Raw genomic sequence first — 11,846 nt, 5'->3', positions numbered from 1 at the left:
GTCAGACCGCCGTCACGCGGAGCACTTCTTCCACCGAGGTCACGCCCTGCCAGGCTTTCAGCAGGCCGTCCTCGCGCAGGAAACGGCAGCCGCGGGCGCGGGCCATGGCCTTGAGCTCGGCGTGGCTGGCACCAGCCACCACCGCCTGCTGCATTTCCTCGTCCACCGGGATCAGTTCGTAGATACCCACGCGGCCGCGATAGCCGGAATGCTGGCAGCGCTCGCAGCCCACCGCCTCGCGCCATTGCGCGGGCGCGTCGCCCAGCACCCGGGTGGCCCACTGCGCGGCTTCGGCCGCGATGGCCGGCAGCACGTGGGCGGCCGGCCGTGCACAGTGCGGGCACAGCCGCCGCACGAGGCGCTGGGCCTGCAGCCCCTTGACCGGGGTGGCCACCAGGAACGGCTCCACCCCCATGTCGATCAGGCGGGTGAAGGCGCCGATCGCGTCGTTGGTGTGCACCGTGGACAGCACCAGGTGGCCGGTGAGCGCCGACTGGATGGCAATCTCCGCTGTTTCGCGGTCGCGGATCTCGCCCACCATGATCACGTCCGGGTCCTGGCGCAGGATCGAGCGCAGCGCGCTGGCGAACGTGAGCCCGATGTCGGCATGGGTCTGGATCTGGGTGATGCGCGGCAGCTGGAACTCGACCGGATCTTCGACGGTGATGATCTTCTTCATGCCGTCGTCGGCGGCGGCCAGCGTGGCATACAGGGTCGTGGACTTGCCCGAACCGGTGGGCCCGGTGACCAGCAGGATGCCGTGGGCCTCCCGGCTCCAGGCGCCCAGCAGGGCCAGATGGTCCGGGGCCATGCCCAGCCGCTCCAGCCCCAGGTCCTTGCGCTCCTTTGGCAACAGGCGCAGCACGATGGATTCGCCATGCACCCCGGGCAACGCCGAGGCGCGCACATCCATGGCCTGGCCACTGGCACGCACGCTCAGGCGGCCATCCTGCGGCAACCGGCGCTCGGCGATGTCCATGCCGGAGATCAGCTTCAGGCGCGAAGCGACCGCGTTGAAACGCTCACGCGGCAACTGCAGCCGTGCATACAGCACGCCGTCGATGCGAAAGCGCACGACGAACTGGTGCTCGTCAGGTTCCAGATGGATGTCGGAGGCCCGCTGCTCCACCGCCTGCGCCAGCAGGCTGTTGACCAGCTCGACCACCGGCGCCTCCTCGGCCAGCTCGCGCAGGTGGCGGACGTCATCGCCGCCGTACCCCGATGACAGCAGCCCGCGCCCGAGCTTGTCCAGGGTTCCTTCCATCAACTGGGTGGCCGCCAGCACCCGCTGCACGTCCTGTGCCGGGTACAGGTACGCCAGCGTTTCCTGCAGCACCGGATCCAGCGGGTCACGGCTGGCACACCAGACGACGCCTTCGGGGTCCTGCCAGATCAGCACCCCCTGGTCCTGCATCCAGTCCACCGATACCGGCTCCTCGCCGGGAACGACCCATGCCTCGACCTCGGGCAGGGTCACGTCGCGCCCTGCCAGAGGCAGGCCCAACTGCTCGGACAGCGCCGCGAGCAGCTGTTCTTCGGACAGCGCGCCGATGCGTACCAGCAGGCTGCCCAGGCGCCCCCCCATGGTGCCCTGCAGCTCCAGGGCCCGCTCCAGGTCGGACGGCCCGATGACGCCACGGGCGACAAGGATCTGGCCCAGCAGGGGAGAAGCGGCCTCGGCTTCAGGGGAAACAGGCAGCGGACTGGCAGCGGTCATGGGCGCACGAACAAGAAGGAAGGAGGGAGCGGCGAAGCATCACAACACATCGGCGAAGCCCGGACGAAGCGCCTTGAACAGCGCCCCGCCGAGCGCCAGCACCACCAGGGCCGCAACGGAATAACCGGCAGTGGCCCCCAGGTCCGGCCACTGCCCGTGCAGGATGACGCCGCGCAGCGCTTCAGCGGGCCAGCTGATGGGGTTGACCGCCACCGCGCCGGCGAGCATCGGCGGCACCATGCTGCGCGGGTAGAGCACCGCGCCGGTGAACAACGCGACCGTGACCAGCACCGACACCACCTGGGCCAGATCGCGCAGGTAGGCACCGAGCGCCGCGAACGCCAGCGCGATGCCGTACAGCATGACCAGGTAGGGCACCAGCACGAGCGGCAGAGCCAGTACCTGCCAGCCCGGTCCCGACCCCCACAGCGCATTGACGCCCCAGACCAGCAGCAGGCCGAGGAGCATGTGGAACAGGGCCGCGCCGAGGGGCACGGCGACCAGCACCGGCAGCGGGAATACGATCTTGCGGACGAAATTGCTGTTCCGCAGCAGAAGCGAAGGCGCCTGCCCGACGGCCTCGGCCAGCAACCCATGCACGAGCAGGCCGACGAACAGGTTCAGCGCAAAGCCCAGGTGATCATTCTCGGCCATACCCGGCCAGCGGGCGCGGAACACCGCGCCGAATACAAATCCGTACACGGCCAGCATGGTCAGCGGCATCAGGAACGGCCACGCCCGCCCAAGCAGGGTGCCCCGGTAGCGGACCGCCAGCTCCTGGGCCACCAGGGTCCGCCACAGGGCGATGTACCCGGCGCCGCGGGAAAGGAAATGGGAACTCATGAACAAAACAGGCGAAACACCAGCAGTTGGCGGACGGCACGTAGATTAACAGCCATCACAAGCGGTATTGCCTCCCTGCATGCCCCGCAGACCCCCTGAACGACCCTACCCGACCGGCACCATCGCCCGGGGTCGGCGGTTGCCGGCCATCGCCGGCAAGCCGTAGACTGCTGGCCGCCTTTCGATTTGCCTGCATGGTCCGCGATGATCTCCCCACGCTCCCGTTCCAGCCGCTCCCTGCGCCGCAACTCCATCCAGGGCTTCACTCTGCTGGAGATGATCGTGGTGCTGGTCATCATCGGGCTGATCATGGGGCTTGTCGGCCCACGCCTGTTCAGCCAGGCCGACAAGGCCAAGGTCCAGACCGCCGAGACGCAGGCCAAGATGCTCAAGGGCGCACTTGAGACCATGCGCCTGGACATCGGCCGCTTCCCCTCGCAGGAAGAGGGCCTGAAACTGCTGGTGCAGGCCCCGGGCGACAGCAAGCTGGCACAGCGCTGGAAAGGCCCGTACCTGGAAGATGGCCTGCCCGATGACCCGTGGGGCAACGCCTACCAGTACTCGCCGCAGCCGTCCGGCACCCGCGCATTCACCCTGTACTCGTTCGGCGCCGACGGCAAGAATGGCGGCAGCGGCTACGACGCCGATATCGGGCAGTTGCCCCAGCAGCAATGAGCCGCGCCCAAGCGGGCTATACCCTGCTTGAAATGATCGTCGTCATGGCCATTCTTGCAATGGCCACCGCTGTTGCAGCCCCCCCGAGCTACCGCATGGTGCGCTCGTGGCAGGAAGCCACCCAGGTCGATGACGTCCTGCAGCAGCTTGAGCGCCTTCCCAGTCGCGTCCGTGCCACCGGCAGCTCCCTGAACGTCGAAGGCAAGGAGGCCATCCCACTGGTCACGCTGCCCGACGGCTGGGCGCTGCGCGCGAAAACCCCTCTGCAGGTACAGGCCAACGGCGCATGTGCCGACGGCGAGGCGACGCTTGTCACCGCGCACCAGACGATCGACCTGCGCATACATGCCCCCTTCTGCCGCATACAGCGGCCCGGCCCATGAACCCCCGTTACCGGCCCCGCCACAGGCAGCACGGCTTCTCGTTGCTGGAAGCGATCGTGGCCCTGACGATCATGGCGACGTGCCTGCTCGCGCTCTACGCCTGGCTGTCCACCAGCACGTTCGCGCTGGGCCGTGTTGGCGCGAATTCACGGGCGCTGCAGGATGCCCGCGCGGCGATGGCGGCGCTGGAGACAGTCAATCCGATGATGGAGCCCGACGGCAAGCGGGACCTGCCGCCGTTGGAAATCCGCTGGAAGGCACGTCCGCTGACCGAGCGCCGCGTGGGCATGAGTCCGGCCGGGGGGGCAACGCCGTTCGACTTCCGCCTTTACGAGCTCGACGTCGAGATATTGCGCAACGGACAGCCGGTACGCGATTTCAGCCTGCGCAAGACCGGCTGGGAAATCGCCCGCCCCAGGTCGATCGACGATGAATGACCGCCCGCACCTGCGCCAGCGTGGCCTCACCCTGCTGGAAATGATGGTGGTCCTGCTGATCGCGGGCATGGCCATCGCCCTGGGCTTCCAGTCATTGGGGCAATGGCGGCGCGCCAATGCCGCCATCGCCGGCATCAGCGGCGCCACACAGCAGGCCACGCTCACCGAAAGCTGGGTGGAAAGCTCGTTGCGCAGCCTGTACCCGGTGAAGGAAGAGGCGTTCGAGGGGACCTCGCAACGCCTTGCGGGTATCGCCACGCAAGCGATCCAGTCGCACCAGGGCGGGGCAGTGGCGGTGGAGTGGTCGATCCAGGAGGATGGCGCGCTGCGCAGCCTGAAACTGATCGAAGCCGGCAAGGAGCTCGACCTGCCGTTGCCGGGAGTCGCGAAGGCGGCCTTCGGCTACATGGACAAAGAGGGGCGCATGTACGAGCAGTGGCCGCCCAAGCTCGGCCTGCACGACCACCTGCCGGCGATGATCGTGCTCGAGCAGGAAATGGACGACGGCAGCCAGCGCCTGTGGGCGGCCGCGGTCGCCGGCGCCCACAACCCCTATGTCAACCCGTTCGAGGCCGAGTTTGACTGACCATCGCCCGAAGACCGACGCCGGCTTCGTGCTGGTGATCGTGCTGACACTGCTGGTGGTCCTGGCGCTGCTCGCCGCCGCGACCGCAACCTCCGCCGAGCGCGCCATCCAGGCCGCGCAGGCCGACGCCGACCGGTTCGAGAGCGAACTGGCCATGGCCGGAACCCGGGAGACCCTGCTGTACCTGCTGGCAACGCAACGGCAGACCGTGGCCGGCCTTACCGTCAATGATTCGGACAGCGCCGCCGCGCCCGTCCCGCCCGATGATCCGGATGGCTTCATGGCCCTGCCGGTCGGCAACGAGATCCGGCTCGATGGAACCGTTTACCAGGGCCTGGGCAACACGCGCTTCTCGCTGCAGGACGACCGCGGCCTGCTCAGCGTGAACTGGGCAGCTCCGGTGATGCGGCAAGCCTTCTACCGCGCGCTGGGAGTACCCGCCGACCAATGGGACGGGCTGGACGCCAAGCGGCTGGACTACCAGGACCAGGACGACCTGCATCGCCTCAACGGCGCGGAAAAGGGCCACTACGAACGCGCAGGGCTCCCTCCGCCGACCAATCGCACCCTGGCAACACCGCTGGAACTGCGGCGCATCCTGGATTGGGACAAGCTGCTGGCCACCATGGACGACGCGCAACTGCTTTCCATGTTCACCATGACCCGCGGCGTGGACCTGAACGTCAACACGGCCCCCCTGCAGGTACTGGAACTGGCGCCAGGCCTGACTGCCGAGAACGCCAAACGCATGGTGGAACTGCGCCGCACCACCCCGTTCGTGTCGCTGTGGCAGGTACAGCAGACCTTCGGGATCGGCATGGGGACGGGGTTCGAGGACGGGCTGACCCTCTTTGCAAAGCCCTCCGGCAACCTTATCCTATGGGATCGACATTCCGGCGCTCGCCAGCTCCTGCATTGGACGCTAACGCCTATGGAGCCCAACGGCCCCCCATGGCGTATTGATTACGAGGTCATCCTTCCACGTGGCAACGAATCCGATCAGGCCGTGGTTGGCTCGCCTTCGACACCGCTTTTCTCCGCGCCGGATACGCCTGGGAAACAAGGGTAATGTGCCGCTGAACGGTGGTGGCAGCGATACCACGGTTTTTCTCGTCGGACGCGAGCTCTGCCTCTTCATGACCCTGGACGCCAGCAAGGCCCCGGGCAAGCAGCGCAAGGAGTTCGCCGCGCTCGCGGTGCGCCGGGCCGCGCCGTTCCCCGACCCTGATTTCGATATTGCCTGGTCGCCGGACGGCAGCGCCGCACTCTGGTACTGGTCGCGCGCCCGGGTGAACGCACTCGCCGCGGCAGAGCCTGGCAGGCGCAAGCGGTTCGTGGCCGAGGCGTTGTATGCCGGCTCCCCGCTGGAACAGGGCGTCGAGCTGCTGCAACTCGATGACGGGGTCGAGGCACGCGCATGGAAGGCCGGGCGGCTTTGCGCCAGCCGATGGTGGCAGGGCCTGCCGTCGGCAGGGCAATGGCGCGACTTCGTGCGCGGCACCGGGCAGGCGCTGGACCCTGCCCTGCCCCTCCCCGAGCCGCTGGCGGTCACGCTGGCCGACACGCCATGGAACCGGCAGGCAACCGGAACCGACAAACTGCAGCTGTCCGGACTCGAGCAATACCTGCCGAAGGCTGCCTTCGTGCTGGTCGCGATCTTCCTGCTGGTTACGGGCGCCCAACTTGGCGGCATCGTGCGCGCACAGGTGGACATATGGCGGGCACAGTCCACGGCGAGCGATCTCGATGCGCCGCTCCAGCGCATCCTCGATGCCCGCGACGCAGCCGACCAGGCAGTCGCCGAGATCGACAGCATGCTCTCGCTTCATGGACTGCGCCCGAGCACATCGCTGATGGCCGAGCTGGTCCGGCTGCTGCCGGGCAAGGAGTGGCAGGTCAGGAAGTGGAACCAGCCGACCCCTGATACGCTTGAGGTGAACGTGATCGCGCCCGGGAGCAATCCCGAGACGCTGGTTTCTTCGCTGGAAGACTCCCCGATGTTCAAGGGCGTCACCGCAGAGCTGGGACGCAACAATGAACTGACGATCAAGGCAACGATCACCGCTGCCTCGACCGCCGGAAACGACACGCCATGAAGGCATTCGAAAGCCAACTGCAGAGTCTCAAACGCCAGGTCGAGGCCGCACCCTGGCTGAAATGGGCCGGGCTGGCCATCGTCCTGCTGCTCGCATTGTTCTGCCTGCAGGCGCTGGATGCGGTGCGGGTGGAGCGGCAGAAGGCCGCCATGGATGCCGAGCTGGACCTGCGCCGGATCATGTCGCTCAAGGGCCAGGACGTCTGGTTCGAGCGCGAAAAGAGCGCATTGGAACTGCGCGACACGCTGCGGGCGCAGTTGCCGGAGGTGGCCACCCCGGGCATGGCCCAGGCCTCCCTGCAGAACTGGCTGCGCGGGCTTACTTCGGGGTTCGGCAACGAGCAGAACGCCAACATCCGGATCAACCGCTCCGGAACCGTGGAGACCGTGCCCGGCGTACTGAGGGTCAACGCATCGTTGAACGTCGCCGCCTCGCCGCGGCAATCGCTCAACCTGCTGCGCCAGATCGAAAGCTCCAGCAATCTGGTCACCCTGGAAACGCTCACCCTGCAGAGCGACGACAGCAACACCCTGCACCTGACCCTGAACGCCTATTACCGGATCGCCGAAGGGGCAGCGCCATGATCGCCCGCCGCCATTGGCCCTACCTGTATCTGGCCGCCGCCCTGCTGGCCGGCGCATCGATCGGTGCGGCGTGGCCGCCCCCGCCGCTGCCCAAGGCCAACGAGCAGGGCAATACCTGGAGCCTGCCGGCAACGGCGGATATCGCCCGCCATGTACCCCAGGACCTGGCCGTGGTCACCAGTGGCATGCGCTGGAAAGGCGACGTCGGCGGAACGCCCGGCGAACGCGCGGCCTGGCGCCTGGCGGGCACCGTCGATGAGGCCACCCCGGCAATCCTGGTGATGACGCCCGACAGCCCCGACAAGGTGAAGCGCGTCGAACTGGGGCAGGCGCTGCCCGACGGCAGCGTGCTGCACAAGGTGGACGGCGACAGGGCCATGACCAAGCGCGATGCCTGCATCGTCACGTATCAACTGTTCCAGAGCGAGGCCGTGGACATGTCCGACGGCTGCGAGGAACCGGAAGCACCCGATCAAGGAATCCGTAAATGATGTCCCATCGCCGCCCCCTGATTGGCCTTGCCGCATTCGGCGTAACGCTGCTGGCCGGTTGCGCCACGCCGCCGCCGGTGCGGGTGACCACCGGACTGGACGTGCCCCCCAAGGAATCGGTCAGTGCCGAACATGAAATCGGCCCCCATGTCGAACGTCAGCAGGCACTGACCCAGACCGACACGCCGCGCATCGGCGACCTCGGCCCGGCGACCGCAGGGACGCAGATCCGCGACACGCTGCCCGCCATGAGCAGCACGCCGGTAAGCGTCAATGTGCAGAACGTGCCGGTGCCGGTGTTCGCCAACGAGGTGTTCGGCAACCTCCTGGGTCTCAACATGACGATGACCCCGGATGTTTCCAAACTGCAGGACCTGGTAACGCTCCGTACCGAAGCCAGGCAGAAGCCCGAGGATCTGTTCGTACTGACCCGCCAGTTGCTGGCCGAGTACGGCGTTTCCGTGACGGTGGAGGGCAAGCTGGTCAAGCTCGCCACCGGCGCCACCGGCAGTTCGATCGCCCCCCCGCTCATCATCAGCGGTCGCGCCTCTCCACAGGTCCCCGCATCGCACCGCCCGGTGTTCCAGCTGATCGAGCTGGAAGTGGTGCGCAGTGGCGACGCGGTACGCTGGCTGGGCACGCTGTTCGGCCAGGACATCAAGGTGCTGGACGAAGCCGGCCGCAACTCGATCATCGTCAGCGGCAAGCCGGCGCAGGTGCAGCAGGCGGTGGAGGCGCTGCGCGTGTTCGACCGCCCGCTCATGCGCGGGCGCGTGAGCACGCGCCTGGAGCCCGCCTTCATGAGCGCCGAGCAGCTGACCGACCGGCTGGTGGACGTGATGAACGTCCAGGGGTACGGCGCGAACCGCTCGATCGGCTCGCCCTCCAGCGTGATCGTGCTGCCGATCACCGCGGTCAATTCGGTGCTGGTCTTCGCCAACACCCAGGAAGCGCTGGACTACGCGGTTTCGTGGGCACGCGAACTGGACAAACCCAGCAGGCAGGCCGGTACCCAGTCGCTGTTCTACTACCAGGTCAAGAACACCAAAGCCGCCGACCTGGCCAAAATCCTGGGCACGGGCAGCAGTGCCACGCCCGCACCAGTCGAACCACCGGCCGCTGGCGCGACCGGACAGCCTGCCGCGGCAGCGCGCGGGCATGCCCAGAGCACGGGCTCGCTGCAGGTGGATGAACCGCGCAACGCCCTTATCTTCCAGGGCGAGCCGGCGCAGTGGGAACGGATGCTGACCCTGGTGCGGCAGATGGACAAGGCTCCGCGCCAGGTGATGATCGAGGTGACGATCGCCGAAATCACCTTGAGCAACACGACCGACGTGGGCTTCAACTGGTTTGCCACCCACGGTTTCGGGCGGTTCGACGGAAGCATCTGGTCCGGCACCGGATCGGGCGGAAGCGGCGCGCCGTCGGTGGGCACCGGCCTGACCTGGCTGCTGGACGTAGCCGGCCAGAACCGGGTCATGCTCAAAGCGATGGCGCAGGACAGCCGGGTCAACATCCTGTCCACCCCGCGCCTGCTGGTGAAGAGCGGCAGCGAGGCATCGATGGATGTCGGCGACGAGATTCCGACCGTCTCCATGACCACGACGTCCAACCAGAGTTCCGAGGGCACCAGCAACCTGCTCCAGTCCATCCAGTACCGCAAGACCGGTGTCCTGCTGAAGATCAAGCCGACGGTCTATTCGGACAACCGCGTCGACATCGACCTCACCCAGGAAGTGAGCAAGGCCAGCGACGAAGCCCCCTCGCAGTCCACCGCGGCCTCGGCGGCTTCGCCCACGATCCGGAACCGGGTGATCAACACGTCGTTGACGCTCAAGGACGGCCAGACGGTCGTCATGGGCGGACTGATGAGCAGCGACGACAGCGACGGCAACACCGGCGTGCCCCTGGTCAAGGACATCCCGCTGCTTGGCAACCTGTTCAAGAGCAGGAAGAAGGTGACGGAAAAGAAGGAACTGGTGCTGGTCATCGTTCCCTACATCGTCGAGAACGACGACCAGGCCACGGCGGTGAGCCAGGCCATCATCGATCGCCTGCAATACCTGGACCTGGAGCAGGCTCCCAGGACCCCGTCGCCAGCTCCCGCTGCGCCCCCCGCTCCCGCTGTATTGCCACCGCCCCAGAACACCACTTCCCCACAACCCACGGCATCCCAGCCATGAACAAGAAGACTTTCACAGCCGCCCTTATCGCAGCCCTGGTGGTGACCGGCTGCGCCCGTCGCGAGGAAGAGCCGGAAACCCCGGCAACCGAAACCCCCGCCCCGACCTCGGAAGCCGAAGCCGAAAAGCTGGTCCCCAAGGCCACCATCGCCCCGGTGAACGTGCAGGTCACCCTGAGCCCGCAGGCCGAAGCCGCGCTCAAGGCCAAATCAGAGAAAGTACTGGTGGTGGCGACCTACTCGGGTGATCCGAGCGCCTCCGAGCAGGCCCAGAAAATGGCGGATGCGTCCGGCATGATCAAGCTCGGCGAGAACAAGCAGACCCTGGATGGCGCCGGCTCGATTACCTTCAAGGACGACGTGATCGACAAGTCGCGCCTGGAATTCATCGTCGGCGAGGTACAGCTGACCGTCAACGTCACGTCCTCCAAGACGTCGACGCCGGACAATCTTCTCGCCTGCCCGTTCTACTGGAAGACGTTGGCCGAAGCCAGCCAGGAGAAGGTGCTGATCACCTGCAAGGCATTGAGCGAAGTCCAGCAGTAATCCGTGGCCGAAGTGCCACCCGGACATGAAAAGGGGCTCCTGCGAGCCCCTTTTCCTTTTCCAGCAACACGGTGGATGCCTAGGCCGCGAGGGCGTTCTCCAGATCCGCGCGCAGGTCGCCCACATCCTCCACGCCGACGCTCAGGCGCACCAGCGCGTCGCTGATGCCCAGTTGCTGGCGGCGGACCGGCGGAATCGAGGCATGGGTCATCACCGCCGGGTGGTTGACCAGGCTTTCCACGCCACCGAGGGATTCGGCCAGGGTGAACAGCTGCGTGCGTTCGCAGAAGCGCCTGGCGGCCTCGAAGCCGCCCTTGAGCACGATGGACACGATGCCGCCGTAGCCGCTCATTTGCCGGCTCGCGAGCGCGTGCTGCGGATGCGACTGCAACCCCGGGTAGATCACCTTTTCGATGGCCGGATGCGCCTGCAGCCAGTGCGCCAGCTCCAGTGCGTTGGCACAGTGCGCCTTCATCCGCAGCGGCAGGGTCTTCAGCCCGCGCAGCGCCAGGAAGCTGTCGAACGGGCCCTGCACGCCGCCGACCGAGTTCTGCAGGAAGGCCATCTGCTCGGCCAGTTCGGCGTTGTCGCCGACGACCACCATGCCGCCGACCATGTCCGAATGGCCGTTGAGGTACTTGGTCGCCGAGTGCACGACGAGGTCCGCACCCAGCTCCAGCGGGCGCTGCAGCATCGGCGAGGCGAAGGTGTTGTCCACCACCACGACCAGCCCATGGCGCCTGGCGATGGCCGCGACCGCGGCGATATCGACGATCTTCAGCATCGGATTGGTGGGGGTCTCGATCCACACCATCTTCGTCTTCGGCGTGATCGCCGCCTCCAGCGCGGCCGGACTGGTCAGGTCGACGAAGCTGAAGTCCAGCCCCGCGGTACGCCGGCGCACGCGCTCGAACAGGCGGAAGCTGCCGCCGTAGATGTCGTCCATGGCCACCACGTGGCTGCCGGCGTCGAGCAGCTCGATCACCGTCGAGGTCGCGGCCATGCCCGAGGCGAACGCGTAGCCGCGGCTGCCGCCCTCCAGCGCGGCCACGCAGCGCTCGTAGGCGAAGCGGGTGGGATTGTGGGTGCGCGAGTACTCGAAGCCCTGGTGCACGCCCGGGCTGGACTGCGCATAGGTGGACGTCGCGTAGATCGGCGGCATCACCGCGCCGGTGCTCGGGTCCGGCGACTGGCCGCCGTGGATGGCCAGGGTGGCAAGCGACAGGCTGCGCTCGCCGCCATCGTCGCGTGGATGCTGATCCGTCATGGTGCTTTCCGGCTTGTGAGGGGTGGAATTCTACGGGGA

13 protein-coding genes are annotated in these 11,846 nt (G+C 67.1%); 10 read left to right on the top strand and 3 right to left on the bottom strand.

The features are described 5' to 3' along the window. Window position 1: 1 nt before the first annotated feature. Both QQA12_RS02560 and QQA12_RS02555 read right to left on the bottom strand, forming a co-directional pair. On the bottom strand, window positions 2-1,717 hold the full coding sequence (locus QQA12_RS02560) for a type II/IV secretion system protein (RefSeq protein WP_226050732.1): 1,716 nt from the start codon (window positions 1,715-1,717) through the stop codon (window positions 2-4). A gap of 39 nt (window positions 1,718-1,756) precedes the next feature. After that, a complete protein-coding gene (locus tag QQA12_RS02555; RefSeq protein WP_182212557.1) occupies window positions 1,757-2,503 on the bottom strand; it encodes an ABC transporter permease in 747 nt (248 codons plus the stop codon). A gap of 261 nt (window positions 2,504-2,764) precedes the next feature. Between QQA12_RS02555 and gspG the strand changes: the two genes are divergently transcribed. From gspG to QQA12_RS02505, 10 genes are read left to right on the top strand one after another with little or no spacing between them, the layout of a single operon-like run. After that, window positions 2,765-3,235, top strand: coding sequence for a type II secretion system major pseudopilin GspG (gene gspG, locus QQA12_RS02550; RefSeq protein ID WP_182212558.1), 471 nt, complete (start codon window positions 2,765-2,767; stop codon window positions 3,233-3,235). Next, on the top strand, window positions 3,232-3,618 hold the full coding sequence (locus QQA12_RS02545) for a type II secretion system protein (RefSeq protein WP_226050734.1): 387 nt from the start codon (window positions 3,232-3,234) through the stop codon (window positions 3,616-3,618). Before gspG ends, QQA12_RS02545 begins: the two co-directional genes overlap by 4 nt. Further along, entirely contained in the window at window positions 3,615-4,055 is a 441-nt protein-coding gene (locus QQA12_RS02540; protein ID WP_182212560.1) for a prepilin-type N-terminal cleavage/methylation domain-containing protein, read from the top strand. The genes QQA12_RS02545 and QQA12_RS02540 overlap by 4 nt, the downstream gene beginning before the upstream one ends. Beyond that, window positions 4,048-4,641 carry a prepilin-type N-terminal cleavage/methylation domain-containing protein gene (locus QQA12_RS02535; RefSeq protein ID WP_182212561.1) on the top strand — a complete coding sequence of 198 codons (594 nt, stop codon included), beginning with the start codon at window positions 4,048-4,050 and terminating at the stop codon, window positions 4,639-4,641. Before QQA12_RS02540 ends, QQA12_RS02535 begins: the two co-directional genes overlap by 8 nt. Continuing rightward, window positions 4,634-5,710, top strand: coding sequence for a type II secretion system protein GspK (locus tag QQA12_RS02530; RefSeq protein WP_182212562.1), 1,077 nt, complete (start codon window positions 4,634-4,636; stop codon window positions 5,708-5,710). The genes QQA12_RS02535 and QQA12_RS02530 overlap by 8 nt, the downstream gene beginning before the upstream one ends. A 1-nt stretch (window position 5,711) precedes the next feature. Then, complete coding sequence (locus QQA12_RS02525; RefSeq protein WP_182212563.1) at window positions 5,712-6,737, top strand: hypothetical protein; 1,026 nt, start codon at window positions 5,712-5,714, stop codon at window positions 6,735-6,737. Further along, entirely contained in the window at window positions 6,734-7,321 is a 588-nt protein-coding gene (locus QQA12_RS02520) for a hypothetical protein (protein WP_182212564.1), read from the top strand. Before QQA12_RS02525 ends, QQA12_RS02520 begins: the two co-directional genes overlap by 4 nt. Continuing rightward, complete coding sequence (locus QQA12_RS02515; protein WP_182212565.1) at window positions 7,318-7,812, top strand: hypothetical protein; 495 nt, start codon at window positions 7,318-7,320, stop codon at window positions 7,810-7,812. The genes QQA12_RS02520 and QQA12_RS02515 overlap by 4 nt, the downstream gene beginning before the upstream one ends. After that, window positions 7,812-9,995 carry a secretin N-terminal domain-containing protein gene (locus QQA12_RS02510; protein ID WP_233324871.1) on the top strand — a complete coding sequence of 728 codons (2,184 nt, stop codon included), beginning with the start codon at window positions 7,812-7,814 and terminating at the stop codon, window positions 9,993-9,995. The genes QQA12_RS02515 and QQA12_RS02510 overlap by 1 nt, the downstream gene beginning before the upstream one ends. Beyond that, complete coding sequence (locus tag QQA12_RS02505) at window positions 9,992-10,540, top strand: hypothetical protein (protein WP_226050736.1); 549 nt, start codon at window positions 9,992-9,994, stop codon at window positions 10,538-10,540. Before QQA12_RS02510 ends, QQA12_RS02505 begins: the two co-directional genes overlap by 4 nt. Before the next feature lie 79 nt (window positions 10,541-10,619). On the opposite strand, the gene QQA12_RS02500 is transcribed toward QQA12_RS02505, so the two are convergent. Then, window positions 10,620-11,807, bottom strand: coding sequence for a cystathionine gamma-synthase (locus tag QQA12_RS02500; RefSeq protein ID WP_226050737.1), 1,188 nt, complete (start codon window positions 11,805-11,807; stop codon window positions 10,620-10,622). Window positions 11,808-11,846: the final 39 nt, after the last annotated feature.

Origin of the sequence: Stenotrophomonas sp. 17(2023), assembly GCF_030345315.1 — a bacterium.
Lineage (GTDB): Bacteria > Pseudomonadota > Gammaproteobacteria > Xanthomonadales > Xanthomonadaceae > Stenotrophomonas > Stenotrophomonas acidaminiphila.
This window is presented reverse-complemented; position numbering and strand designations above follow the sequence as displayed.